Source organism: Flavobacterium silvaticum (genome assembly GCF_012911565.1).
GTDB classification, from domain to species: Bacteria; Bacteroidota; Bacteroidia; order Flavobacteriales; family Flavobacteriaceae; genus Flavobacterium; species Flavobacterium silvaticum.
Map to the genome: position 1 here is coordinate 1 of NZ_JAAMPU010000103.1, position 26,352 is coordinate 26,352.

Sequence of the window (26,352 nt, forward strand, 5' to 3'; positions counted from 1 at the left end):
TAACGACTTAAGGTGGTTATTGCGGCGGGGCTCACCTCTTCCCATCCCGAACAGAGAAGTTAAGCCCGCCTGCGCAGATGGTACTGCAATTTGTGGGAGAGTATGTCGCTGCCTTTTTTTGAAAACCCTGTCCTTCGGACGGGGTTTTTTGTTTTGTGGTGGTTCGCTTGCGCCCGGTGCCGACACGAAGGCACGAAGGAGTTGTTTTGGACGTGTTTACGGAGGCGCCTGCGCAAGGGGATAAGACACAGCCCCCATGATTGGCTGATTTTGGTGAAACGGAAAGAACCCACTCTCCATTGAAAGGGAGGATCTGGGTGTTGCCAAAATGTGCTTGGGAATCGGAATGGCCACATCGGGCGGCTTACTTTTTGGGTCTTTGAAGAAAGGGAAGTTCTTTATGAAGTATGCGTGAGCGATGCGAGCGGCATCCCGCAGACGTAGCGCCCTGGTTTTGCCGGTTTGGCGGGGCGACCACCGGAAGCCACGCCGGGACGCTCCAAAACCCGGCGGAACGGCAAGGGATACAGCGGACAGCGCGACGGCGGCCGCGCAGCAGGTGGTTTTTGTGTGAAGGCCATGGCCGACGGCACGCCATAGATAAAAAAATATTTCAAGATCTACTTTTAGTTGGTTTACAGAGACGCAACCTTATGGACTTTGTGTTATCTGTGCTGGAAACCAATACCTATGAAACGAACTTTTTTACTTTCGCTCTTTGTATCTTACTGTTTGAGCAGCTGTATTTTTCCAATGGAAGGCGATGATGATTTTAATCCTCAGCCACAAAATTACGAAGCACAAATCATGTCTCGGGACATCTTCGAAAGTTCCGTACAGCTTTTACCGCCTCAGGGCATGGAAAAATCGGGTAAAATATACATTCAGGATGATCTGATGGTTGTCAATGACATCAATCGCGGTTTTCATTTTTACGATTATTCCAATCCGGCACAACCTGTAGAGATTGCCTTTCTCAATATTCCCGGCGCGACTGATATTGCCATTCGCAATTCCACAATCTATATCAACCAGGCAGTCGATTTAGTTACACTGGAGTACAATCAGGTAACAAATACTATTGCATTTAAAGATCGGGACCGCAATGTTTTTCCTCAAAAAATATCTCCCGATGCCAGCCAGGCCAATCCTACGGCCAATCAAATCATCATTAACTGGATTCCAATAAACTGATATATGAAAAAGTTATTCTTTAGTGCCGTATTAGTTCTGACGTTATTGGGTTGTTCGTCTGATTCCACAGAAAATTCCACTTCAAACGTTGATGGAATCGGTGGGTCGTTAGCCATTTTCGCCCTGAAAGGCAATTATTTATATACCGTGGATCATCAAAAGCTCAATATTTTTTCACTAATCGACCAGAATCATCCGGCGAAAGTCAACGAGATAAATGTCGGTTGGGATATTGAAACACTGTTCAGTTTTGAAGATAATCTGTATATCGGATCCAAAGAAGGAATGTACATCTATTCAATCGTACAACCTGAAAATCCTCAGTATCTTTCAAGTGCCCAACATTTGAGGTCATGTGATCCGGTTGTTGCGAATCAAACCCACAGCTTTGTGACGCTCCATTCAACATCGCGTTGCGGAGGGAGCTTGAATGTACTTCAGGTTTACGATACGCAGGATCCATCATCGCCAACCCTGATCCATCAAAGAAACCTTGTGTCTCCGCGTGGACTGGCTTTGTATCATAATTTCCTGATTGTTTGCGACGACGAAATAAAGATTTTCGATGTCAGCAATCCAGCCGAGCCAGTATTAGCCACATCCATCCAAAAAAATTGCTTTGACGTAATCGTAAAAGAAAATACGCTTTACGCAATCGGCGATGGAAGTCTGGCGCGGTATGAACTCAATCCGGATATGATTTCCAATGTATCACTTCAGAGCGAAATCACTTTTTGATCATATCCGAAATCGGTTTCCCGACAGCGGCGTTCGGTGTTGATATGTTGAGCAAATCACTCAAGGTTACGGCAATATCGCTAATGCTGACCGGAGCCGATGATGAACCGTTCTTTATTTTCCAGCCCAACCACAGCAGTGGCACATGGGTGTCATATGTCCAGCCGCTGCCGTGCGTTGTTCCTTCGTGGGCCGAATATTCACCTTCAAACCAACTCGGTTGCAACACAATCGCAATTTCACCGGAGCGGTTCGGATGAACTCCATTGAATAAACGCTGGCGGTTTTCATTGCCATTTGTCACCAATGCCTCCGGATTTGAAATATCCCAGACTTCCTGGACACCTGGTTGCGTTTTCAGATAAGTCCTCAAAGTTTCGATGATGGCGGCTTTATCCGCTTTTTTATCGGAAATGGTTTTGAGATTCAGGTAGACTTGCTGGCTTCCATAATCTTCTATCCAATCGGCTTTGCCAAATGTTGAAGAAACCACTTCATTCAATTTTTCTTTCAGGCCGTTTTCAGGAAAAAAACCTGATGGAATTCCATTGGCAACGAGATAATCTGGTGTTTGTCCGGCACCATGATCGGCAGAGAGAAAAACAAGTACGTTCTCCATACCGATATTTTTATCGATGTAATCAAAAAGGCGTTTGAGGTCGCGATCCAGGCGGGCGTACGTGTCCTGGATTTCGATTGAATTGATGCCGAATTGATGTCCTACGTAATCTGTAGAAGAAAAACTCAACGCCAGAAAGTCGGTGATATCATCTGCTCCGAGTTGCTCGTTTTTGATGGCTTCAAAGGCAAAATCGAGCGTGTAACTGTTCCCGAACGGTGTCTTCCGAAGCAATTCGTAACTTTCATCGGCTTTTATCTTAGGCAAATCATGTGGGAATTTATTTTCGGTTTCTTTAGTAAATGGTTTTCTGTAAGCCGATCCATTTGCAAGGCCCAGATTGTATTTTTCAATCGGCAACAATGTTTCCCATGGTTTTGACAGATAGGAATCCGGAACTTTCTTCGCGTTGAAATCCTTGACCCATTGTGGTAAATCCTTGGCATAATACGAACTGGTGACCATATTACCGGTTTTATTGTCGAACCAATACGCAGCTGTTGGCAAATGCCCGGCAGGCAAAACGCTTCCCCGGTCTTTAAGGCAAACGCCGACTACTTTGGATTGTTTGTTATTCGACAGCCGGAGTTCATCGGTAACCGTAGTCGCCAGCAAACTTCTCGGCGACATTTTACCCGTCGATGCTTCGGTTCCGACAGGCAACACATCGGGATCACTGACCACATAGCGCATTTTTCCCCAGCCGCGGTCGAACCAATCGTTGGCGACTATCCCGTTGTAGGCCGGAACGCTTCCGGTGTAAATGGCGGCGTGTCCCGGACCGGTTATCGTAGGTTGGTAATTATAGTTCGTGTTGCGGCAGTCGAAACCCTGTGAAAGGAATCTGCGGAAACCGCCTTCGCCGTAATATTGATCGAAGCGGTAGACAAAATCGGCCCGCATCTGATCGACTACAATACCAATGACAAGTTTTGGCTGGCGCGGCTGTTTTTGACAAAAAGACAAACTGGTCATCGACAAAAACACAGCTAGAAAGAAGGAGCGAAACATATAAGAAAATTTATCCCGAAGATACGCAACATCGGCTGAAACGGCCAGTTCTATTTTTTAGATAGATGATTTAAAGATTCGCTTCGGTCAAAAGGATTTAACTAATTCCTGTTTAGAAAAAATAGTGAACTAAAAATATAGCTTCGGGAAGATAAAGATTTAACAAAATGTACATTTTTTATGTACCCAGTTTTGTCGAAAATTTTGTAGGGCACACCATCGGCCCCTTCCCTGTGAAAAGTTACGCATTCCGCGACAAACCCGATTACATGAAAAATGTACAAAAAGTTAAAAAATGCAACCCAAGTGTTAGGTTGGCATATTCCAGAGTATTTAATCTCGCCAGTGCATGCTCTATTTCCTTGAAACATTTATCTGCTTTTCAATCACCCGCCAATCATAAAAGTGAAAAATCATCCCATTGCTCATCGCGACAAACATTCCTTTTGGGAATTGGCCACCGAGATTGACCGAAGTCGCATCGGCTCCGTCACATTCTATGGTAGATGTAGGAACTTCGGTAATCAAAGGATAATCTCCATTTGGCCCGCCGTTACGGTCAAAAACCATAAATGAATTGGCTTGCTGGTTTGAAACCAAAATGTATCCATCCGATGCATTTGTCTTATAAATGGCAATGCCTTCGTGGTCGCTTTTGAAACCTGTCTGGCCAAAAAAGGCAAGTTCTTCATTACCGGAAGTGGGATCTGCGGAATATTTGCGGATTCCGACAGTTTCATCACAATAATAAACCACGTTTTTTTCATTGTCTACAGCAATCGCTTCTATTTCCTTCAGGCCACTGTATTTTCCGAATTTACGCACGACATTGGCCGTTGCCGAACCACTTTTTCCATCGAGTTCGTACTGCCATAAATAACTTCCGCTCGGTCCGCTTTTCCTTCCGACGATGGCATAAATGGTTCCGTCGTTTTTGGTATACAAAGCAATTCCCATAGGGCCGCGTTCGGGTTCTCCCTCAAACACGGGAATTCCGCCGTTGTCTATCGGTTTCAGGTCCGGTAGCGAAAAGACGCGGATCTCATTCGTTTCGCGTTCGGTCGTGACGGCGATATCGACTTTTTTTCCGTTGAGTACGAATCCGTAGGCGATATCGACGTTGTTCGGTCGCTGCAATGTTTCCGATTTGCCGACGATTTTACCCGACAGGTCAAACACATACAATGCGCCATCGGTATCTTTATCTGTTCCGATGACAAGGCTTTTTGAAGCGTCAGACGGATTGATCCAGATAGCGGGATCGTCCGTATCGTGAGGCGTTTTTTGTGTAACTACTGTAGGTTTGATTCCGTCGGCACGCAACGGCGCCAGGCCGGATCCGCAGCTTGCTATGAAAACTGCAGATCCGATTAGGCAACCGATTCGTGTGAATCTCTTCATACTGTTCATCATTTCAAAGATAGCGCAACACATCAAAAGTCGAATTTAAGACCGAAGTTGAAACGCGGCTCGTAAAACTCGATTTGTTTGGTGCGCGATGAAATTCCCTGGTAGTAGCGCAATGGCTGGTTCGTCAGGTTGTTCGCTTCGACGAATACACGCATATACCTTGTGATCTTGTAAGATGCATTGGCATCGATGAAAAGCTGTTCGTCGTAATACGAATCATAGAACGGATCCGACCCCAATTCATCGAGATAATCCGACGCATAATTCACGGAGACGCGGGCCGAGAATTTCTTGTTTTCCCAGAACAAAGATCCGTTGAACATATGCGGTGCCGTGCCCGGAAGTTCGGTATCGACACGCTGGTTTCCGTCTTCGTCAGTGATTCCTTCGGCTTTTGAATGTGTGTACGTATAGTTCAGGTAAATCCCGAAACCTTTGAGGAATTTGGTCGGAAGGAAATCGAATTGCCGTTGGAAAGCCGCTTCGAATCCAAAAATATTTACTTTATCCCCGTTGCGCGACTGGACAAAATCCCACTCTTCGCCGGCTCCGATCGGGTTGGTCTGGTTTGGGAAATCGGCAGAGAAATCGGCTGCTGTATAATCTGAATTGGCGTACGTATAAATGAAATCCTTCAGGTTTTTATAGAAGGCTCCGGCCGAAAACAATCCGACGGATTTAAAATATTTCTCCACCATGAAATCCACATTGTACGAATAAGTAACATCGAGGTTCGGATTTCCGGTCACGATTTCCTGGTCTTCGGCAATGATGTCTACAAAAGGAACCAGTTTGTAATAATCCGGACGCGCCAAAGCAGTCGTGAATGCGGCGTGCAACACCCAGTCGTTCGGAGTCGCGTAACGGAAAGACAGGTTCGGCAAGACGTTGGTGTAGGAATTCGAGGTGTTGATCTGACCTTCGAGTTCCGATTCGTCAAGCACGCGGTTTCCGGTGTAATCGATGTTGGTACTCTCGACACGGAAACCGACAATCATCGAAAGCCTGTCGTTGAAATCCTGATCCCAACGCACATAACCGGCGTAAATGTTTTCTTTTGCGTTATAATTGGTCGAAAGGAATTCAGACGGGTCGCTTTCTTCCTCAAAAAGAGAAGGATTTGTCAACTGCAATCCTCCAAGGAAACCCGCAGCGGCGAAACTTCCGGGAACGTATTGGCTTCCGGGATTGAATCCGTTGCCATCGAACGATACCAGTGGCACTTCAGATAAAGTTCCCATGCCATCGTTTACGGGCGAATAAGCGAAATAATTGTTATCGCGTTCTTTTTCCTTGATACGCAATCTTCCACCTACGCGGATACGGCCTTTTTCAGACGGAATGATACTGAACGGGAAACGCACGTTGACTCTCGCGCCCCATTCGGTTTCTTCGGTATTGTCGCGGTTCTCAGAAAGGTCGTCAAGTTCGAACGACGCTAAATCTTCACCCGGAGCCCTAAAGTACGGACGTTCCGGATTGGAAAGGTCCGATGTAATGTCGAGATTTTCCTGGGCATAAGAAATATAACGCTCATTAGGACGGTATTCGCTGGCTTTCGAATAATTTACGCCCCAATCGAGATCGACTTTGGGAGACAGCAAATGCTCGCCTCGCAAGGAGTAATTCTGCACGCGTTGGGTTTCGAGGCGACGGCTTTTATTGCGGTCGCTGTCGATTCCGCCTTTGGTTTCGCGGGTTACCGTACCGGTGTATCCGTTTATGATCGTTTCGGCATCATCTGCATAATTCGGTTCGAGTTCATAGGTCTTTCGGAAACGGTTTTCGCGGTCGTCACGCCAGTTGTAGATGGCATTGAAGAAGATGGTGTGGTTCGCATTGAACTTATAATCGGCGGCGGCGGAGAAACTTCTGCGGACACGTTCCACATTATATTGGCGGATGTCCGATTCCTCTACATATTCGTTTCCGGCGTCATCCCGGTTCCACGAAGCTTCCATATTATCCGAACCATAGTCGTTGCTGTTATATGATCCACTCAAAACGATTCCCAATTTATCATTGACGAACCGGTTACCATAAACCAATCCGGCCGTGTAAATGCCTTTTTCGCGAATCGGGTTGTATCCGCCGGCGAGTGTCGCGGAAATACGCTGACCGTTAGGTGTGGCACGTGTAATTAAATTTACCGAACCACCAATCGCATCGGCATCCATATCGGGTGTCAGGGTTTTGTTGACGATGATGGTCGATATCATATCGGACGGGATCAAATCCATCTGGACATTTCGGTTGTCGCCTTCGGCAGATGGAATGCGGTCGCCGTTCAACGTAACGGAGTTCAGTGACGGCGCAAGCCCGCGGATGATGATGTTACGAGCCTCACCCTGGTCGTTCTGCATCGTAATTCCCGGAACGCGTTTCAGCGCATCTCCAATGTTGGCATCGGGAAAACGACCGACCTGATCTGAAGAAATTACGTTCGTAATGTTCCTGTTGTTCTTTTGCTGGTTCAGCGCGCGGGCCTGTCCCTGGACGCGGTCACCGACAACCACTACTTCCTGTAGACCTTCGGCTCCGGCAGAAATGCTGAAGTTAAGCACGGCGGTCTGTCCTGCTACGACCGTAACTTCAGCCGATTTGGGTTGATACCCAATGTATACGACTTCAACGGTATACGTTCCTTCCGGAATATTAAGGAATTCGTAATCACCAATCTGGTCTGAAATAGTGTAGCGTTTGTCGCTTTTGATGGTCACCGAAGCGCCGGGTAACGAGAAGTTGTTTTGTGATTCCGTGATCTTTCCGGAAATGACACCGTTTTTCTGGGCGAAACCAAGGGTGCATAGGAAAGTCATGACGAGAGTTAGCGTCACATTTTTCATTGTGTTGTGGAGTTTTGGTTTGGCTGCAAAATAAGTGCTTGCAGATTGGGCCAGTTTTACCAACGGGTTACCAAAACTTTGTGGTTGGCAGGAATTGCGTTACGGGAATGTTAGCGTTAAGTGCTGCGGGTCTCTTTAATGTAAAGCCCAATTTGCAAATGAATGCTTCTTCCCTTTGACGCAAAAGGTTGTTTCCTGATTTTGTGTTTACATTTTTTTGTAAACGGGAATTCTGTAAACAGATGTTGAAGTTTATTCAGAGGCACTATCGATATCGGCTATGTAATCTGAAAATTCAAGGAAGAAATATTCGAGTGCAGCCATCTTTTCGGCGAGGAAGTCAAAGATGGCAGGCCAGTCTTCGCGTTTGTTGACACTGACCCCGAATTTGTCAACCCAGATTCTTGAAACGGTCTTATTTTCCAGATAGACGTCTCTTTCAAAAATCGCTTCGGGCAAATGATCTTCGAGCAAGATGGACTTAAGCGACAGTAATTTGTCGAAGTAGGCGTAACGCTTCTGTTCGTCGCGGTTTTCGATAGCAATCAGGACTTCAGCGTGTTTGTTGTCGACAAAAAACTTGAGGCTGAAATCTTTGATTTTGGTATCGTACAACAGCCATTTGCGCGGATAGGCTTCTGCAAAAGCGATCCAGAATTCATGTTTGATACGTTGGCTTTCTTCTCTGCTGAACATTCGGTATCTTTAAAAGTACAATATTACGATATGGATTTTAAAGATTTCCTCACGCTGCTGCCAGATTTCAAGTCGGCGGGACTTCCGGCAGATAAGGCCCATGCATTACTGTCGCCACCCGAGCGTATGCGGCTGATGCAGTCGATAGATTTCAATTCGATTTCACCGCGTGAGGCTGCCGTGATGCTTTTGGTATATCCCAGAAACGACAAAGCGTGTTTCGTCCTGATCCTGCGCAATAGTTATGAAGGCGTACATTCATCGCAAATGGCTTTACCCGGCGGAAAAAAGGAGTCGTTCGATCTGGATTTTGGACAGACGGCTTTGCGCGAAACCCATGAAGAAGTCGGGATCGAACCTGACCATATTCAAATTGTCCGCGAATTGTCTGCTGTTTACATTCCGCCGAGCAACTTCATGGTGCATCCGTTTCTCGGCATCAGTCAGGAAGAATTGATTTTTAAGCCTGATCCGAGGGAAGTTGCGGGAATCGTGGAAGTTTCACTGGATGATTTTTTGTCAGATTCGGCACTGATCGAAGTCACTCGGCCTACCTCTTACGCCACCGAACTCAAAGTACCTGCTTTCCGGATTGATGGACATATTGTCTGGGGCGCGACAGCCATGATCCTGAGTGAGTTTAAGGAAGTTATAAAAACACTGATAAAAAGCTGAAGTTTGCTAAATTTGCACCTCTGATTTTATACATGAGTCTATTTAAAAGAAATCCGTTTGGCCACTTACTTTTCCTGAAACGCTGGATGATCCGCATTTTCGGGGCGCTGACCCATAAACGGTATCATGGATTTAATGAACTCCAGATTGACGGATCTGAAATAATCCCAACGCTTCCGGAAACCAACGTACTTTTCATTTCGAACCACCAGACGTATTTCGCCGATGTGGTCGCGATGTTCCATGTATTCAACGCCAGCCTCAAAGGTCGTGACGACACCATCAAGAACATGGGCTATCTATGGCGCCCGAAGCTCAATTTGTATTATGTGGCCGCGAAAGAAACCATGAAGGCCGGACTTTTGCCGCGGATTCTGTCTTATGCCGGAGCGATAACCGTCGAACGGACGTGGCGCGACAAAGGCAAGGACATCCAGCGTGAAGTCAACCCGAACGATACCGAGAATATCCGCATAGCGCTCGAAGACGGCTGGGTGATTACGTTCCCGCAAGGCACGACGCGTTCGTTCAAACCGGTGCGCAAAGGGACGGCCCATATCATCAAACAGTATAAGCCGGTCGTAGTTCCAATCGTAATTGACGGTTTCCGCAGATCATTCGATAAGAAGGGGCTTCGGTTGAAGAAGAAAGGAATCCTGCAATCGTTCGTCATCAAACCGCCTTTGGAAATCGATTACGATAACGAAACCATAGAGGAAATTGTAGAAAAAATCGAATATGCCATAGAGCAGCATCCGTCTTTCCTAAAAGTGATCCCGGCCGAAGAGCGTGCGGTGGAAGAACAGTTGAACAAGCAACGCGAATGGCGTTATTGATCAGTTCGCCATGATCATGATTTCCACGCGGCGATTGCCGGCCCGTTCGTCTTCATTCTGTTCCGGAATGGCGAACTTGGGTTGAGAAACTCCAAAGCCTCTGTAGCTCAAGCGCGATTTATCGATGTCGTTCGCAATCAGGAACTGATAGACGGCCTTGGCGCGTTTGGTCGAAAGATCAAGCCTGTCGTTGGTACTGCAGCATAAGTGGCCCTGGATGTCGATTTTCAAATCCGGATTTTTTTGCATCACGAGCAGCAATTCAAATAATTTTCCCCTGGAAGGTGGCGCGATCGCAAACGTATTGATGAGGAAATTGAGGTTCGTCAGCGTAAGTTTGTCACCGGTTTTGGCGGTGGCGACTTCTTTCATGAAATCGATGTTGAGCCGGTATTCCGATTTGCTTCCATCCGGATTTTCAACCGTCAGGCGTTCCGGATACGTTACGACACGTTCACGCGGTTTGGGCGGGACAATCCCGAGGATTTCGTCTTCGTACGCAAACTGGTCCGGCGTGATGTAGAAAATAACGGCTTTTCGGTTCTCTGCTTTATTCGGGCTTTGCACATGTTTTTCACCAAAGCTGCGTGTCTTGAAATCTTCGCGCAGTTTGATTTTTCCGTTAACCAATCCAAAAATATGGTCGACGCGTTTTTTGGCGAGCGTGTCATTGTGAAGGGAAGTTCCGTCTTCATCGGTAAAGCCGTTTATGGCAACGATTTTAACCTGCGAATTGGCTTTGATCCAGGATTGGAGCTTGTCCGTCTCGGCTTTGTTCAGCGTTGGTTTGTTGGTTTCGAAATACAGCGGGAATTGTTGCTGTGCCCAAATTTGGCAATTCAGGAACGTCAGCAAGAATAAAATCAGATAGTGCTTCATGTGATTCAAAGGTAGATGAAATCGGGTAAAAAATTTGTCGGTGCGAAATCGATTTTTATATTTGCCGCCTAACTTTTTTTTATGAGAAAAACTCTATTTGTTACACTTCTTTTTTCGGTTGCAATGCAGGGACAGGCTTTGTTGCAGACGGTAAATTCGGGAAGCGTCATTGCTGCATCGTCAGCCGTTTCTGTGGGCGAGATTGTCGTTATTCCTGAAAATCAGATCCAGTCACAGAGCGGCATCATTGGCATTCTGACGGAATCCGTACTGGAAGTAAAGGAATATCAGGTTTATGCTGATATCACCGTCTATCCGAATCCTACGACTTCCGGTATTTATTTCAAATCCGGGAATCCGCTTGTAGGCGAAAAGGTTTCGGTTTATGCCCAATCGGGACAGAAACTTTTATCTGCTATCCTAAATACCGATTATCAACTTGACTTGTCATCACTCTCTTCCGGGGTTTACCTGATTCAATCTGAAAACAAAAAATTCAAATCTTTTAAAATCGTAAAACACTAAAATGAAAAAATTATTACTCTTAGTTTCCTTATTTATAACAATCTTAGGTTCTGCGCAGGTGCCTCAGGGAATTTCGTATCAGGCAATCGCCTTGAACGGGGCGGGAAGCGCTGTGGTGAATTCGAATGTAGGACTAAGGCTGTCTGTCCTGAACACATCAGCCACCGGAACTGTGGTGTATTCCGAAACACATACCAAAACGACCAATACACAAGGCTTGTTCAATTTGGTGATTGGACAGGGAAGTGTTGTAAGCGGAACGTTTGCCGGAATAAACTGGGCTAACGGTTCAAAATTCCTTAAGGTCGAGATGGATGCTGCCGGCGGAACGAATTATACGTTGGTCGGTACCACGCAATTGCTGTCCGTACCTTATGCATTGGCGGCCAAAAGTTTTGCAGGTGCGCCAGGTGAAGGCATCACGCTGACTTCCCCGAATGGAACGCCATATACCTTGTCTGTAAATGACAACGGCCAGCTTTCACTTCCGACTTCTTCCGATTCTTCTGTCTTTCCGAGTGATTTGTATTTATTCGGTTCTTATAATAGTTTCAATCAAACATCGGCAAATCTGTTGGGACACATACAGAATCATTTTTATGGATACAAATATCTTACGTCCGGCTCTCAAATCAAGCTAACGGCCGCGAACGTCACAGGTGCTGCGATTTATGGATTTGACAGTTTTCAAAATATGGTGCTGAACGGTGCGGCTTATACGGCCTCTTCGACAGCCTTTTATTATATAAGTATACAGAACTTCGGGGATTCCAATTTTGTTGAAATAAATTCCATTGCTCCAACGCTGATTACTCAAAATCAGGTAGAAGGCGGTTCCGATTCCTATACCGCTACATACAATGCCGGAACGAATCAGTTTACGTTTACCGTGAACGGTGTTACGAATAACGATGTATTTTTATTTGATTATCCAAGTCCGGGATTAGGCGGAAGCGGAGGTACTCAGGGTGATAATTTAGCCGATGGTACCATTGACAATGGCGGAACACCCATTTCGTTTCCCGGTTCGAGTTCGACACCTAAGAATTATTCCGTTAAGCTAACTTTAAATGTGAACGGATCCGGTACTTACACCATTACCCAGATTTGATTCCCAAAACAACGCAATAAAAAAACCTGCTTCTTTCGAGGCAGGTTTTTTTATTTGAGGGATTGTTCTTATCTGGTAAACAACAATTCTCTGTATTTGGTCAATGTCCAGATTTCGTCGTCGACCAAAAGCTCCAGTTTATCGCAATGCTCGCGGATGACGTCAAAATAAGGCTTCACTTTGTCGCAGTACGCAGCGGCCATTTTTTCGGCGCTGGTCAGGTTGTTCGCCTTTTTGCGCTCTTCGGTCATCGCGTCTACATTCGAGTTGATCCCTTCGATGTGTCCGGAGATTTCCTTGATCAGGATGATTTGCTCTTTGGCAATCTTTTCGAAATCTTTGCCAAAAATCTCTTTCAATCCTTTTACGTTCTCGATCAGCGTATTTTGGTAACGGATAGCTGTCGGGATAACATGGTTGCGGGCGATGTCACCTAAAACGCGTCCTTCGATCTGGATTTTTTTGGTGTATTCTTCCAATTCGATTTCGTAACGGGCTTCCACCTCAACGTGGTTCATGACGCCAAGTTCTTCGAACAAATCCATTGCTTTTTTAGAAACTTTGGCCTTCAATGCCTCAGGCGTAGTCTTGAAGTTGCTCAGTTTGCGTTTTGCTGCTTCTTTTTGCCAGTCGTCGCTGTATCCGTCGCCTTCGAAAAGGATGGCTTTGGTCTGCTTGATGTATTCGCGAAGTACGTTGAAGATCGCTTCGTCTTTCTTCAGGCCTTTTTTCTCGATCAGGGCATCGACTTCATTTTTGAAATCTTTCAATTGTTTGGCAACGATAGAGTTCAATGTAGTCATCGAAACGGCACAGTTGGCAGACGATCCCACCGCGCGGAACTCGAATTTGTTTCCGGTGAAGGCGAAAGGCGAGGTACGGTTACGATCTGTGTTATCCAAAAGTACATCCGGAATTTTACCGACTACGTTCAGCTTAAGGTCGGTTTTTTCTTCCGGAGACAATTTTCCGTCGGTAACTTTCTGAAGGTTTTCAAGGACTTTGGTCAATTGTTGTCCGATGAAAACGGAAATGATTGCCGGCGGTGCTTCGTTGGCTCCAAGTCGGTGGTCGTTCGAGGCAGATGCGATAGAGGCACGCATCAGCTCTTCATAAGTATAAACCGCTTTGATGGTGTTGATGAAGAACGTAAGGAATTGCAGGTTGCTCATTGGCGTTTTGCCAGGGGCAAGCAAGTTGATTCCCGTGTCCGTAGCCATCGACCAGTTGTTGTGTTTCCCTGATCCGTTGACACCTTTGAACGGTTTTTCATGGAAAAGGACTTTGAAGAAATGGCGCTCGGCCACTTTCTGCATCACGTCCATCAAAAGTGAATTGTGGTCTACGGCAAGGTTGGTTTCCTCGAAGATAGGAGCAAGCTCGAATTGGTTCGGGGCCACTTCATTGTGACGTGTCTTTACCGGAATTCCGAGCAACATGCACTCGTTTTCCAGATCGCGCATATAATTAAGGACACGTGTCGGGATAGATCCGAAGTAATGATCTTCCAATTGCTGTCCTTTAGCCGATGCATGTCCAAGCAACGTACGGCCAGTCAATGTAATGTCCGGTCTCGAAGCGGCAAGGGCTGAATCGATAAGGAAATATTCCTGTTCCCAACCTAAAGTCGGGGTCACTTTTTTAACGTTTTTGTCGAAGTATTTCGCTACTTCGGTTGCTGCTTCGTCAATCGCGCTAAGTGCACGCAACAAAGGTGCTTTGTTGTCAAGCGCTTCTCCTGTATAGGAAACGAATACGGTTGGAATACATAGTGTTGTTCCAAAGATGAACGCCGGTGAAGTCGGATCCCAGGCCGTATAACCGCGGGCTTCGAATGTATTTCTGATTCCTCCGTTCGGGAAAGATGATGCATCCGGTTCTTGTTGTACCAATTGGCTTCCACCGAATTTTTCCACTGGATCGCTTCCGTCAAAAGAAGTTTCAAAGAACGCATCGTGTTTTTCCGCTGTAGCTCCCGTCAATGGCTGGAACCAGTGTGTGTAGTGTGTTACTCCTTTAGAGAGTGCCCATTCTTTCATTCCCATGGCGATATAATCGGCCAGTTTTCTGTCGATTTTTGTTCCGTGTTGCACGGCGCTCTGGACAGCTTTATAGGCTTCCGGCGTCAGGAATTGGCGCATCGCTTTGTCATTGAAGACATTGCTGCCGAAAATCACCGATTTTTTGTCAAGTTCTTTTACTTCAACAGTCCTTCTGTTGGCTGTTTCTTTAATAGATTGAAAACGAAATGTGGACATAAAGTTGTTTTTAGAGAATTAAACCCTGTTATTTCGGTTGCAAAGATAAATATTTTGGGTTCTGTTTGTAATCGATACCCTATTTTTTAGGGGGTGATTTTGAAAATTTATCAACAATTGGGTGTTTTATGGGGTTGATTTGAGGATTTGTTGATTTGTGGCCGGTCGCAAGGTTAAAACTATATTAATTGGGTTGGCGTGCGTTTTTTGTAATGGTAACTTTAGGAGTATCAATATCTAAATTATAGCATTATGAAAGATAAGAGAATCATTGCCGGAGTCGCAATAGGAGTTGCCGCATTGGCGGCCGTGGGTATTTTACTCGCTTATAAAAAGAAATCCAAAAAAGATAAATTCCTTTCTGCGGCAGATGATGCGGCAAACCGTTTCAAAGGAAAGCTTTCATCCCTCGAACGCAAAGCGCGTAAAGAATACAAAAATCTGGTCCATGAAGGCGAAGACCTTGCCGGAAAAGCACGGGAATGGGCAGATAAAGCCAGATTACAATAAAAAAAACGGTCCTTAAAAGGGCCGTTTTTTATTGATGTCTTTCAGAATATTGCAAGAATACAAAAGAATTGTATAAGCTAATCGGTCAGTAATCAGACTACTTTCATGTTCGTCAAAATTGACCTCGTGAGAACGATGTCGATTCATACTTAAACTAACTCACACTTATATCCAAAACTACATGGAAGCGAGAAAAGCATATACAGATTTCGGAAATTCAGGTTTCCCCTTTTCGATACCAAAAAATTTTCTGCTCGAAAACAGGCAAAGGGAAAGAGAAGTCGTTCCCAAGATTGTGTTCCTGTCTACCTATCCGCCTCGTCAATGTGGTATTGCAACGTACACACAGGATTTGCTTCAGGCACTCAAGAATCAATTCGTGTATTCGTTCCGGATGTCGGTCTGTGCGCTTGAGACGAATAAGGAACAACACAGCTATGAAGCCGAAGAAATGGAATACGTACTCAATACCAGCGATGCTGATTCGTATGAATCGTTGTTGTTACAGTTGAATTCAGATCCGGAAGTCAGTCTTGTAGTCATTCAGCATGAATTCGGATTGTTTGCAGATGACGTATCGGCTTTCAACAACTTCCTAACCCGGATCAAAAAACCGGTTTCTGTCGTATTCCATACCGTTTTACCGCGTCCCGACGAAGCTTTCAAAAAGAACGTCCAGCATATTCTCGATAACGCCGATGGAATCATCGTGATGACAGCTAATGCGTCGGAAATATTGACCCGCGATTACATCATATCGGAAGAAAAAATTGCCGTAATCCCACACGGAACACACTTAGTCCAGCACTTGGATAAAGAGGTGCTCAAGAAAAAATACGGTGTCAGCGGAAGAACGGTGTTGTCTACATTCGGATTATTGTCTTCCGGAAAAAGCATCGAAACCACATTGGAAGCGCTTCCGACCATTATAAAGACGACACCTGACGTATTGTTCCTGATTCTTGGAAAAACCCATCCGACAGTCGTTTTGAACGAAGGCGAAGCGTATCGCGATTTCCTCAAACAACGTATTTCCGAATTGAATATCGGCAATCATGTCCAGTTCGTCAATGAATATCTTGCGTTGGATAAATTACTCGAATATTTACAGCTCACAGATGTGTATCTGTTTACTTCCAAAGACCCGAACCAGGCTGTAAGCGGAACATTTTCCTATGCACTCAGCTGTGGCTGCCCGGTCGTTTCCACACCAATCCCTCATGCACAGGAATTCCTTTCGGGCCATGACGGATTGACGTTCGGTTTTGGCGATTCGGAAGGACTTGCCAAAGCCGTCAACCGATTGATTTTCGATGTTGAATTCCGAAACAGCGTTATCCTCGACGGCATGCATAAAATATCGGCGACAGCGTGGGAGAATTCAGCAGTCAAACATGCGAAGTTCTTCCAGCAGCTGACGAATGGAAAAATGGAACTTCATTATAAGAATCCGGAAATCAATCTGTCCCACATCAAAAAAATGACAACCGATTTTGGGATGCTCCAGTTTTCGGTCATCAATAAACCCGATATAAATTCCGGTTATACCATAGACGATAATGCGCGTGCGATGATTGCCATGTGCCAGCATTTCAAGCAGACACTTGATGCTTCGGATCTCAAATTGATTCAAATTTACCTTGACTTTATCGGTTTTTGCGAAAGGAAAGATTCGCTGTTCATGAACTATGTCGATTTCAACAAAAGATTTACGGAACAGAACAATGAAGTCAATCTTGAAGATTCAAGCGGACGTGCGTTTTGGGCGTTGGGTTACTTGCTTTCACAACATAAAAAATTACCTGCTGACATGATGTCGCAGGCTGCGGGAATTTTCGAACGTTCGGCTTCAATGGCTATGGATATGCATTCGCCACGCGCCATGTCGTTCATGATCAAGGGTTTTTATTATTACGACCGATATAAAAAAGACAACCAAATGGAAAGTAAAGTGGTTTTACTTTCGAACCGGCTTGTCCAAATGTATCGACACGAAGCAAGCCCGGAATGGAATTGGTTCGAGAGTTACCTCACGTATGCGAACAGTATTTTACCGGAAGCGTTATTGTGTGCTTTTGCCATGACCGGAAATCTCGTCTATCGCGATATAGCAAAGAAATCATTCGACTTTTTGTTGTCCAAAACGTTTTGTGACGACGGCATCAAGGTGATTTCAAACAGAAGCTGGTTCATCAAAGGAGAAGTATGTGAAGAATACGGCGAGCAACCAATCGATATCGCTTACACGGTAATAACTTTGCGTAAGTTCCATGATATTTTCAAGGAAAGACAATATCTCGTGAAGATGGAACTCGCGTTCAATTGGTTCCTCGGAAATAATCATTTGAAACAGATCATTTACAATCCGTGTACCGGCGGATGTTACGACGGACTTGAAGAACATAATGTCAACCTGAACCAGGGCGCTGAATCGACCGTGAGTTATTTGATGGCACGGTTGACGGTTTATAAATTCTTTGGCAAGGAAAAGGAAATGTATCACCGTCGTCAGTCACGGTCTTATAAAGAGCTGGCGACCATCTGAGGAATAAGCATAAAAAAACCGCCGGTTAATGGCGGTTTTTAATTTGAATAAGATTTTTATTTCTGTGTCTGCGGAAGCGTTTTCACATCGGACTCATCCAATCCGTATTGCTGCATCACATCATAGTATTCAGGTATTTTAAGCCTTTGAGTGGCCGATGTCCTTGAGAAGTATCCGGGAACGATTACAATCCGGAACGTGACATTATTCCTGTAAAAAGAATCGATGGTATTACGGTCGATATTTGGCGTTGCATCAATGAAAATACTGAAATCATTGGTTGTGAAGTCAAAATTGTACTGGAAACTTCCGGTATTGGTGTAGTAGACCTGCGGAAGCGGCTTCCAGACATCCAATCCGTCCTCGACTCCGGAAAGTTCATAAACCAATATACTGTCCGATGCATAAATGGCGGGATCAAGCGGAAAGAAAGAACGGAAAGCAAAATAAGGATCGGGATCATCTACAAACGAAGTGGTTACTTCAAATGCTTCGGCAATAAGGCCATCGTCACCAGCGGGACCTTGCGGGCCTTCGGGGCCTTCGCAGCTTTGGAATACAGACACAGCGGCTAAGGCGGTAAAAAGGAATATCTTTTTCATGGGAATAAGTTATAGGTTATTTATAAAAATACGCCTTTCTAAAACCTTGCCAAAACCAAGAAGCCATTTCAATTAAAATTTAGGATTATTTTTACAGAATGGAATCAGGATTCAAACTCTTTATGGTTATGCTCGGTGCCACTCCGGAAGGCAGGTTGACGGAACAGCACGACATCTTTTTCGGAATAGGAAAATCATTGAAAGAACTCGTTCCGAAAATGGAGGAATCCTGGCCGGAAGCAAAAGGAATCATCCATATCGACGCCTGGCGCGAAGTGACTTCGGTGGATGGATTTGAGGTTATTGTCAGCCCAAAAACAGATTCGGTTTCAGGCAATCATTTGTTCTTCCTCAACCTCGGCGGATATCGTGACGGCGAATTCGAGGAATATCATTACAAGGTGCTGACCGTTTCAGAAACCATGGCAGCTGCAATCAAAACCTCAAAAGCCACGACTTTCTACAAACATTGCGGTTTTAAAGGAGCCGAATCACATATCGACGACAAATACGGAATCGATGTGGACGATGTTTTCAAGGTCATCGATATTCTGCCCGCATCAGACAAACAATCATTTAGCATCGAATTTCATCATAAGACAGGAATTCTTCCGGACGAACTTCATATTGGTTATGTGAAAATCGCGAGCCTGTTGAAATAAAAAAGCACCCGTCATGAGTGCTTTTGGATTATTCAGGAACCTCGGTCTTGCGCTTACTTACGGTTTTCTTTAATTCCTGACGATTCTCCTTTTTGAATTCCTGGAATTTCCTGAATTCTTCATCAGAGAAAATGGCTTTAAGAGCAGCTGTCCGTTCTTTATCGGCTTCTTTCACATCGCTCATTTTTTCCTTTCTGGCTTCGGGTGAATTTTTTACTGCGGCGGCTTTGGTGATGAATGCTTCGTTTATTTCCTGCACTTTTGGCGTGAGAGCCTCGTTAAAGCCAATGTATGCCTTCATTTTCTGTGTCAATGCGGAGGCAGCAGCACTGGTATTTTGTTGTGCAAATGTCAACGACGATGTAAGTACAAAGGTAAGCAGTAATAAATTTTTGATTCGTTTCATGATTAAAGTGTTATGGTATACGTATTTCCGTTGATTTCGAGAGTTGCGGTCCCGTCACCGTTAAAGGTAATGTTTCCTGAGTAATTATAGGTGTTTCCGGTAGAAGAAGTTCCGATGAAGGTTACAGCCGCCGAACCCGATTCGATATTATGGGAGGTTTTTCCGAAAACCACCGAATCCAGCGAATAGGTCAGCGTACTTTCAAAAGTGTTCTGGTTGCGGATTTTGGAAACCTGTGTTCCGTTGCGCTCATAAGAACCAGTAAACGTCACCGACGCTGAGGTCGTTTCCAAACCTGATATAGTCAATGAGGCATCGGCCGAATCATCAGACGCCATTCTCGGAGTATCATACGTTCCGGAATAGGTGGCCGAATATAAAAGTGTGGCCGGTTCGCCTTCTGTAGTGCAGTTTAATTCAGCTTGTCTTGCCGCCGAATAATTATAGGAATAATTGGTGCCGCTGAATGAATCGGTGAAATTGCTGTTGTAAGGCATTCCGCATTCGAGAGCCGGATTTTCTGTGTATACGGCTTGTTCGTCGGCGTAAGCAGATGCCGATTCCATTGTCCGGGCCAGGCCGTTGCTTTCGGAACTCACCGAATACGTAATCGCATCTACCGCGTCCTGTTCTTCATTGTTGACTGGAGTCGCTGCATCGTCGTTGCTGCAATTGCTTAAAATGAAACCGCCCAAGATTGCGGTTGCGGCCAAAAACGATTTTCTGAAAATTTGATGTACTGTTTTCATGTCTTTCTTTTTTAAGGTTATGGGTCAAAAGTAGCTTCATGAAACAGGCGTTTTTATTTTTTGCGGCTGAAACGGACAAATCCCCAATCGAACAGGCCTGGATCCGAATCAATTCGTTTCAATCCATTTCAGGAACAAAGGCGATTTGGTCTTGCTGACGATAACGGGATCGGAAACCGTGACAGTAAGCTTCAGCAACAACCGCCGCGAGAAGTAATGCGACAGGCTTTCGACGGCTTTTCTATTGATTATGAATTGCCGGTTCACACGGAAAAAATCGACAGGGGAAAGCCAGGATTCGAATTCGTCCATCGTCTGGCTCATGGTATATTTTTTTCCGTTAAAGCCAAAAAGACACACATTTCCGAATTCGGACTGGAAATAAGCGATGTCCAAAGTGGCGATAGGAATGATATTTTCACGCGAATGAGCCAGCAATGTTTTCTTGTATTCATTGCCAATGTGCTGGAGCAACCGATCTATTTTTTGTTGCGGTTCATCTGATATTCCAGTTCCGAAAAGCTGTTTCATTTTTTCATACTTCGCGATGCTTTGTCCCAGCTTGTCTTCATCGACAGGCTTTAATAGATAGTCGATACTGCTGGTTTTGAAAGCCTCGATTGCATATTGGTCATAAGCCGTACAGAAAATAATAGGCGATTCGATTTCGACTTGCCTGAAAATCTCGAAACTAAGGCCGTCGGCAAGTTGTATGTCTGCCAGGATCAAATCTGGCGCAGGATTTTCACGCAGCCATTTGGTGCCCGATTTTACACTTTGGATCATATCGAGAACAGTCGCGTCCGGATTTACAGATTCAATGGTTCGTTTGAGTTCGCGCGCCGTCTTTATTTCGTCTTCAATAATGAGTACCGATATCATTGTCTGTCTGTTTTTAAGGTAGGTTCCTTTTCAGTATGCATCACACAATCCCAGAACCGGAAATACAACCCGAAGTTTCCGCGCACGCCATGATGGTGATCGTTATGATTGGTTCCGGTGTTGAATATCCGGCCCAAACGCGAACGGTAGAATTTTTTCGGAAGTATTTCATAACCCAAATGCCCATATACATTAAAGCTGAACATGGCAAGCATGAACAATCCAACGGCTCCGCGGTGCATCGGGATCAAAAAAACGACGACCAAAATTACGCCGCCTTCGATCAATGCTTCAAGCGGATGGAATGAATAGGCGGCCCAAGGCGATGGATTGTGTGATTTGTGATGGATTAGATGTATATACCTGAACAACTTCGGATGATGCATCAATCGATGCGTCCAGTAAAAATACGTATCGTGGATCAAAATCGCCAGCATGACGCTTCCGAAGAAATAGGCAAGGCCGAACTGTGAAATGTCCTGATACAATTTGGTGTACGCTGTCAACGGCGACCTGAAAACCAAAACTGCATAAGCCGAAAAAATCACCAAAGTCAGGCAGGAATATTTGATTTCCCTGTAATAATCTTTGTTCTTCGGAAACATCCGCTGGATTTTGAGCCTCGCGAATTTATTTCGGAACAACACGTAAAACAACAGGAAAGCCAGGCCGGTCATGATAAAATAACGCAGGCCCATGAGCAGCAGGAATTTGAAATACGGTGCATTTTCCATGGCAGTTGAATTTAAAGTAAGGGTATGTTGACGGTAAAATCCGTCGGGCCGTCCAAGATGTTTATTTCCTTATCGGATAACAATTGATACCGTGTCGAAATATTTTGCAGCCCTTTTCCGGTTCCGGGTTCGGCGGAAATACGCGGTTTGATTTTGTTTGAGACCGATAGGTTTTCGCCTGATGAAATTATTGAAATTCGCAACGGTTCTTCAAGTGAAACCACGTTGTGTTTGATGGCATTTTCGACGAGCAATTGCAAAACCAGCGGTGGCAGTTTTTTGTCCATAAGGTTTTCATCGATTGAAATCTCGACCTGTAATCCATCTTCGAAACGCTCTTTCAAAATATATAGATAAGCTTCTATGAATTCGAGTTCTTCGCGTAAGGTAGCCAGATGGTTTTCATTGAACGCAAGCAAATACCGATACACCTGTGACAATTGTAAAATATATTTTCTCACAGCTGCATCAGGAACCATCGATTGCAATGTACTCAGTGAATTGAAAAGGAAATGCGGACTGATTTGTTGCCGAAGTGAATCGAGTTGGGCCTCGAGTTTTTCTTTACGCAATTGTTCGATTTCAATGGAAGCGCGTTGTTTTTCAAACAATATTTTGAAGTAGTATTCAACGAATAAGATTACGCCGCTCAGCGCAATGCCACGGGCAAAAAGCGCAATCTGTTTTTTTCGCAACGGCAATTGGTCCATGAACGGAAAGTCGGCGTAGATGTGGGAGAACGATACAAAGAAATAAGCGGCGATTTTATGGTAGAAGTACGATATGAAGCCGGAAGCGATAAGTAAAACGGTCACTTTTAAAATCCTCCGGTTTCCATTGATGGCGTATCGGCTTAACATCCAGAAAACAAAACTCAACAACCACAAATAAATCAGGTGCATGAAAATATAACTTACATGTTCGGCTCCCGGACGCATGATGCGTGGCGAGGTCGCGAGGAAACTGACGACAAGGCTCAGCAGGATTCCGCGTTTTAAAGAAATATTTTTCATGTCTCAAAAGTATATGACGAATCAAATGAGTCCGTTCGATTCTGCCTGAACGGTGCAAATAGAGAAGTGAACGGGCAAAAAAAAGGCTCTCGTAAGAAAGCCATTTTATTATTTATTGTTATTCTTATTATTTACGGATGACTTTTCTGGTGAAATCTCCGTTATCGGTATAAACCTTTACAAAATAAACACCGGAACGCAACGCGGTCACATCAAGGCTTTGCCCGACTTTTTGTCCCAACGTATCGAATACTTCGACACCTTTGACGTTGATTTCCGTATTGAGCTGCAATTTACCGTCGGTCGGATTCGGATATACGGAAATCCCCGCGAACGAATCGAAATGCGGTGCACTTAAAACGTCACCGGTAAACGTGACGCGGGTCGGCACGAAAACGTCGGCGACTTCTGTTCCCGTGGCTTGAAGAACCGGAATTCCGGAAGCCGGATCGAACCAGGAATACATTACCGTTGTCGTGTTGATTGGGATTTCGGTTCCGTCATACGTTATGGTCTGGTCTGTAATAAGCGTGGTTTTAACCTTAAGGACACTGGCAAAAGTTCCGGCAGGCGTCGTCAGCGAACCCCAGCCGTTTACTTCATTGTGCCTGTTGTTCGAGCCGTTGACACTTATAGGAAAACCGAGTGCGCTCAGGTCAACATTCAATGTACTGTCATCAGAATAATCATCTCCGAAATTCATTGGGAAATGCCAGACATCATCGGGATCTGTATAATCTACGGTGAAACTTACGGGCGTTCCGTTCAAATCTGCCGAAAGGCCAAGCATCTTGCTTTGAAGTACCGAATCGGTCAGGTTGTAATGATTCGTGATGTTGTTGACTCCTGCTGCCGACAAATCGAAACCTTCGGTCGCATCGTTCGCCAGATTAAACGCATTGGAAAACTGTGAATTGCAGTTGAAGATATAAAAATGAAGAAAGCACCACGTGGTTTTATATCCTGTGTTTTCCGGATCGAGCCAGGTTTGGGTGTCGGTCGATGCGGCCGTAAGTGCAGAATAATCCCAGGTTTGGTTGGCGCCTGTCTGTGTAAAATCTGCCGTGAGGAAATCTCCGGCCACGTTTACAGTGAACGATTCGCCTGCGGTGGCAAAATTTGTGGAATTATAAGTGGTTTGTGCCGATGCAAAAGCGGTGATCAGCAAACCGAAGAGCGTAATTTTTTTCATAGGCCGGATTTCTTAAAGGGTTGGTTCAGAACTGAAATGTAGCCAATTTCTGTTTTCAAACATTTGTTTTTAAACCAATTTTCGACGAATAGGACAATTCGTTGGCTGAACAGGAAAAAAATATAAAAATAATAAGTGAACGAATATTCATTTATTTATATATTTGCCAAAAAAAATTAGATGCGGCAACGGGACGAACGAAAAGAAAAGGCAGTAATCGACAAAGCCATCGAGTTGATCGTTTCAGATGGAGTGGAAGGTTTCAGCATGAACAAACTGGCAAAAGCCTGCGGTATTTCTGTCGCTACACTCTACATCTATTATAAAGATAAAGAAGATTTGGTACGTCATCTGGGAACGGAAATGTCGCGTCAGTTCTTCGAATCGTCACTCAACGGCTTTGAGCCAGAAATGTCTTTTCGCGAAGGTCTCTGGACCCAATGGCAAAACCGCATGAATTTTACGCTTGAAAATCCGCAACATACAGCTTGCTTTGAAATCCTCAGGCAAACCATGCACCGGTCAGACATGCTCGACAACAGCAATATGGCTGTGTTTAAAGATAAGATGCGCCGTTTTACCCAGAATGCCATCGACAGGAAAGAAATCCCTGAACTCCCAATCGAAGTCTACTGGAGCATCGCCTATGGCCCGCTTTACACCTTACTGCGCTTCCAGTCCGAAGGACAAAGTATGGGCGGAAAACCCTACAAACTTACCAGGGAAGACATTAAAACCACTTTTGAAACCGTCATAAAAGCCTTGACACCATGATAGCAGAACCATTGATTTTCAAAACAGACATAGACCACATCTGTCAGGATTGTGGTATAGCAAAAGCATTGAACACTCATGCGGGAATAACCAAATGGACTATTGATCTGGAAGACAAGGATAAAGTCTTGTGTGTTTTTCCGCTCGACGTAAAAATGGCCGATGTGGTTATGTTGCTCGCGCGTTTCGGTCATTCGTGTGAAGAATTAAATTAAGAAGATGAAAGAAACTGCACCAATCACAAAATTTACAGGTTACCAAAAATTCGTCATCGCCATATTGGCGTTATTGCAATTTACCGTCATCCTTGACTTCATGATTATTTCGCCTTTGGGAGATATACTGATGAAGAAACTCGATATGTCTACTGCCAATTTCGGGCTTGTCGTTTCAGCCTATGCGTTCAGCGCCGGAGCTTCCGGATTGATGGCCGCAGGTTTTGCCGATAAATACGACCGGAAGAAATTACTACTGTTTTTTTACGCCGGATTTATTGCCGGAACGTTGTTCTGTGCGTTGTCCAACGGATACATCATGCTTTTGATTGCGCGGATCGTAACCGGATTTTTTGGCGGTGTAATTGGGTCGATTTCCCTCGCGATCATAGCCGATTTGTTCGAAGTCAACCAACGTGGCCGCGTTATGGGTTTTGTACAGATGGCATTCGCGACCAGTCAGATTCTTGGAATTCCCATCGGGATTTTCTTTGCGAACCAATGGGGCTGGCATTCGGCGTTTTTGATGGTTGTGGTTTTTGCGTCGCTGATTTTCGTGGCTGTTTTCTTTAAGCTTCATCCGGTCGATGCGCATTTGAAAGTCGAAAACAAGAAGAATCCGTTGCTGCATTTATGGCATACGCTCCAAAAGAAAGAATACCGCATCGGATTCGGGACTGTGGCGCTTTTGTCTGTCGGCGGATTTATGCTGCAGCCTTTCGGAAGTGCGTTTCTCGTCAACAACATCGGCATCAGCCAGCACGATTTACCCATCGTATTTTTCTGTACTGGTATCTCGGTTTTGTTCATCATGCCGATTGTAGGGAAACTGAGTGACAAGATCAACAAGATGACGTTATTCACTGTCGGATCCTTGATTTCAGTAACTATGATACTGATTTATACAAATCTTTCGGTGAGTCCGCTATGGGAAATCATCGTCATCAATATGGTTCTTTTTATGGGAATCATGAGCCGCATCGTTCCGTCGCAAGCATTGAATACAGCCATTCCGGATATGCAGGACAGGGGTGCTTATATGGCTGTTACATCGTCAATGCAGCAAATTGCAGGTGGAATAGCAGCGGTTATTGCAGGCTATATTGTCTATCAGCCAACCAAAACAAGTCCATTGGAAAATTATCCGACACTTGGAATCGTAATCGCATCCACAACATTACTGACCATTTTCCTGATGAGGCGTGTAGCCAAAATTGCCAACGCCAAGATCGCAGCCCACAAAGCAGATCCGATAGAAAAACCCGAATAA

The 26,352-nt window shown here is 44.9% G+C and carries 26 protein-coding genes and 1 rRNA gene; 13 read left to right on the forward strand and 14 right to left on the reverse strand.

What is annotated here, in order from left to right; all coding sequences use genetic code 11:
* Positions 1 to 8 precede the first annotated feature (8 nt).
* Positions 9 to 117, forward strand: a 5S ribosomal RNA gene (rrf, locus tag G6047_RS07040).
* A gap of 281 nt (positions 118 to 398) precedes the next feature.
* Here the strand turns inward: rrf and G6047_RS07045 are convergent.
* The gene (locus tag G6047_RS07045) at positions 399 to 617 is read right to left on the reverse strand and encodes a hypothetical protein (protein ID WP_169526787.1); all 219 of its coding nucleotides are present in this window, start codon (positions 615 to 617) and stop codon (positions 399 to 401) included.
* A 73-nt stretch (positions 618 to 690) separates the two neighbouring features.
* Between G6047_RS07045 and G6047_RS07050 the strand changes: the two genes are divergently transcribed.
* Together G6047_RS07050 and G6047_RS07055 are read left to right on the forward strand one after the other, a co-directional pair.
* Positions 691 to 1,194, forward strand: a complete 504-nt coding sequence (locus G6047_RS07050; RefSeq protein ID WP_169526788.1) for a hypothetical protein — start codon at positions 691 to 693, stop codon at positions 1,192 to 1,194.
* Positions 1,195 to 1,197: 3 nt separating this feature from the next.
* Entirely contained in the window at positions 1,198 to 1,932 is a 735-nt protein-coding gene (locus tag G6047_RS07055; protein ID WP_169526789.1) for an LVIVD repeat-containing protein, read from the forward strand.
* Here G6047_RS07055 and pafA read toward each other — a convergent pair.
* The 4 genes from pafA to G6047_RS07075 form a co-directional block, all read right to left on the reverse strand.
* Positions 1,922 to 3,562 (reverse strand): alkaline phosphatase PafA, encoded by a 1,641-nt coding sequence (gene pafA / locus G6047_RS07060; RefSeq protein ID WP_169526790.1) that lies wholly within the window; start codon positions 3,560 to 3,562, stop codon positions 1,922 to 1,924. The genes G6047_RS07055 and pafA overlap by 11 nt on opposite strands.
* Positions 3,563 to 3,916: 354 nt before the next feature.
* Positions 3,917 to 4,963 (reverse strand): phytase, encoded by a 1,047-nt coding sequence (locus G6047_RS07065; RefSeq protein WP_169526791.1) that lies wholly within the window; start codon positions 4,961 to 4,963, stop codon positions 3,917 to 3,919.
* Between the two features lie 32 nt (positions 4,964 to 4,995).
* Complete coding sequence (locus G6047_RS07070) at positions 4,996 to 7,818, reverse strand: TonB-dependent receptor (protein ID WP_169526792.1); 2,823 nt, start codon at positions 7,816 to 7,818, stop codon at positions 4,996 to 4,998.
* Between the two features lie 252 nt (positions 7,819 to 8,070).
* Positions 8,071 to 8,514 carry a DUF4268 domain-containing protein gene (locus G6047_RS07075; RefSeq protein ID WP_169526794.1) on the reverse strand — a complete coding sequence of 148 codons (444 nt, stop codon included), beginning with the start codon at positions 8,512 to 8,514 and terminating at the stop codon, positions 8,071 to 8,073.
* Between the two features lie 30 nt (positions 8,515 to 8,544).
* Here G6047_RS07075 and G6047_RS07080 point away from each other — a divergent pair, with 30 nt between their 5' ends.
* Both G6047_RS07080 and G6047_RS07085 read left to right on the forward strand, forming a co-directional pair.
* A complete protein-coding gene (locus tag G6047_RS07080; RefSeq protein ID WP_169526796.1) occupies positions 8,545 to 9,189 on the forward strand; it encodes an NUDIX hydrolase in 645 nt (214 codons plus the stop codon).
* 32 nt (positions 9,190 to 9,221) lie between these two features.
* Positions 9,222 to 10,025, forward strand: coding sequence for a lysophospholipid acyltransferase family protein (locus G6047_RS07085; RefSeq protein WP_169526797.1), 804 nt, complete (start codon positions 9,222 to 9,224; stop codon positions 10,023 to 10,025).
* Here G6047_RS07085 and G6047_RS07090 read toward each other — a convergent pair whose 3' ends face one another.
* Complete coding sequence (locus tag G6047_RS07090; protein WP_169526799.1) at positions 10,026 to 10,904, reverse strand: OmpA family protein; 879 nt, start codon at positions 10,902 to 10,904, stop codon at positions 10,026 to 10,028.
* Positions 10,905 to 10,985: 81 nt separating this feature from the next.
* Between G6047_RS07090 and G6047_RS07095 the strand changes: the two genes are divergently transcribed.
* Together G6047_RS07095 and G6047_RS07100 are read left to right on the forward strand one after the other, a co-directional pair.
* On the forward strand, positions 10,986 to 11,429 hold the full coding sequence (locus tag G6047_RS07095) for a T9SS type A sorting domain-containing protein (protein ID WP_169526801.1): 444 nt from the start codon (positions 10,986 to 10,988) through the stop codon (positions 11,427 to 11,429).
* Position 11,430: 1 nt separating this feature from the next.
* Positions 11,431 to 12,540: a hypothetical protein gene (locus G6047_RS07100; protein WP_169526803.1), complete on the forward strand. Its 1,110-nt coding sequence runs from the start codon at positions 11,431 to 11,433 to the stop codon at positions 12,538 to 12,540.
* A gap of 68 nt (positions 12,541 to 12,608) precedes the next feature.
* On the opposite strand, the gene G6047_RS07105 is transcribed toward G6047_RS07100, so the two are convergent.
* Positions 12,609 to 14,798, reverse strand: a complete 2,190-nt coding sequence (locus G6047_RS07105; RefSeq protein WP_169526805.1) for a glutamine synthetase III family protein — start codon at positions 14,796 to 14,798, stop codon at positions 12,609 to 12,611.
* A 252-nt stretch (positions 14,799 to 15,050) separates the two neighbouring features.
* On the opposite strand from G6047_RS07105, the gene G6047_RS07110 reads away from it, so the two are divergent.
* Both G6047_RS07110 and G6047_RS07115 read left to right on the forward strand, forming a co-directional pair.
* Positions 15,051 to 15,308, forward strand: coding sequence for a hypothetical protein (locus G6047_RS07110; RefSeq protein WP_169526807.1), 258 nt, complete (start codon positions 15,051 to 15,053; stop codon positions 15,306 to 15,308).
* A gap of 181 nt (positions 15,309 to 15,489) precedes the next feature.
* Positions 15,490 to 17,853, forward strand: coding sequence for a glycosyltransferase (locus G6047_RS07115; protein WP_169526809.1), 2,364 nt, complete (start codon positions 15,490 to 15,492; stop codon positions 17,851 to 17,853).
* A 56-nt stretch (positions 17,854 to 17,909) separates the two neighbouring features.
* Here G6047_RS07115 and G6047_RS07120 read toward each other — a convergent pair whose 3' ends face one another.
* Positions 17,910 to 18,455, reverse strand: coding sequence for a hypothetical protein (locus tag G6047_RS07120; RefSeq protein ID WP_169526811.1), 546 nt, complete (start codon positions 18,453 to 18,455; stop codon positions 17,910 to 17,912).
* 98 nt (positions 18,456 to 18,553) lie between these two features.
* On the opposite strand from G6047_RS07120, the gene G6047_RS07125 reads away from it, so the two are divergent.
* Positions 18,554 to 19,117 carry a DUF1543 domain-containing protein gene (locus G6047_RS07125; protein ID WP_169526813.1) on the forward strand — a complete coding sequence of 188 codons (564 nt, stop codon included), beginning with the start codon at positions 18,554 to 18,556 and terminating at the stop codon, positions 19,115 to 19,117.
* A gap of 28 nt (positions 19,118 to 19,145) precedes the next feature.
* On the opposite strand, the gene G6047_RS07130 is transcribed toward G6047_RS07125, so the two are convergent.
* The 6 genes from G6047_RS07130 to G6047_RS07155 form a co-directional block, all read right to left on the reverse strand.
* Positions 19,146 to 19,523 carry a hypothetical protein gene (locus G6047_RS07130; protein WP_169526815.1) on the reverse strand — a complete coding sequence of 126 codons (378 nt, stop codon included), beginning with the start codon at positions 19,521 to 19,523 and terminating at the stop codon, positions 19,146 to 19,148.
* A 2-nt stretch (positions 19,524 to 19,525) separates the two neighbouring features.
* Positions 19,526 to 20,272 carry a hypothetical protein gene (locus tag G6047_RS07135; RefSeq protein ID WP_169526817.1) on the reverse strand — a complete coding sequence of 249 codons (747 nt, stop codon included), beginning with the start codon at positions 20,270 to 20,272 and terminating at the stop codon, positions 19,526 to 19,528.
* Positions 20,273 to 20,380: 108 nt separating this feature from the next.
* Positions 20,381 to 21,154 (reverse strand): LytR/AlgR family response regulator transcription factor, encoded by a 774-nt coding sequence (locus G6047_RS07140; protein ID WP_211165399.1) that lies wholly within the window; start codon positions 21,152 to 21,154, stop codon positions 20,381 to 20,383.
* Positions 21,151 to 21,888 (reverse strand): sterol desaturase family protein, encoded by a 738-nt coding sequence (locus tag G6047_RS07145; RefSeq protein ID WP_169526819.1) that lies wholly within the window; start codon positions 21,886 to 21,888, stop codon positions 21,151 to 21,153. The genes G6047_RS07140 and G6047_RS07145 overlap by 4 nt, the downstream gene beginning before the upstream one ends.
* Positions 21,889 to 21,899: 11 nt before the next feature.
* Entirely contained in the window at positions 21,900 to 22,901 is a 1,002-nt protein-coding gene (locus G6047_RS07150; protein ID WP_169526820.1) for a sensor histidine kinase, read from the reverse strand.
* Between the two features lie 127 nt (positions 22,902 to 23,028).
* Entirely contained in the window at positions 23,029 to 24,093 is a 1,065-nt protein-coding gene (locus tag G6047_RS07155) for a T9SS type A sorting domain-containing protein (protein WP_169526821.1), read from the reverse strand.
* Positions 24,094 to 24,273: 180 nt separating this feature from the next.
* Here G6047_RS07155 and G6047_RS07160 point away from each other — a divergent pair, with 180 nt between their 5' ends.
* From G6047_RS07160 to G6047_RS07170, 3 genes are read left to right on the forward strand one after another with little or no spacing between them, the layout of a single operon-like run.
* Complete coding sequence (locus G6047_RS07160) at positions 24,274 to 24,867, forward strand: TetR/AcrR family transcriptional regulator (RefSeq protein WP_169526823.1); 594 nt, start codon at positions 24,274 to 24,276, stop codon at positions 24,865 to 24,867.
* Positions 24,864 to 25,082 carry a hypothetical protein gene (locus G6047_RS07165; protein WP_169526825.1) on the forward strand — a complete coding sequence of 73 codons (219 nt, stop codon included), beginning with the start codon at positions 24,864 to 24,866 and terminating at the stop codon, positions 25,080 to 25,082. The genes G6047_RS07160 and G6047_RS07165 overlap by 4 nt, the downstream gene beginning before the upstream one ends.
* 4 nt (positions 25,083 to 25,086) lie before the next feature.
* Entirely contained in the window at positions 25,087 to 26,352 is a 1,266-nt protein-coding gene (locus G6047_RS07170) for an MFS transporter (RefSeq protein WP_169526827.1), read from the forward strand.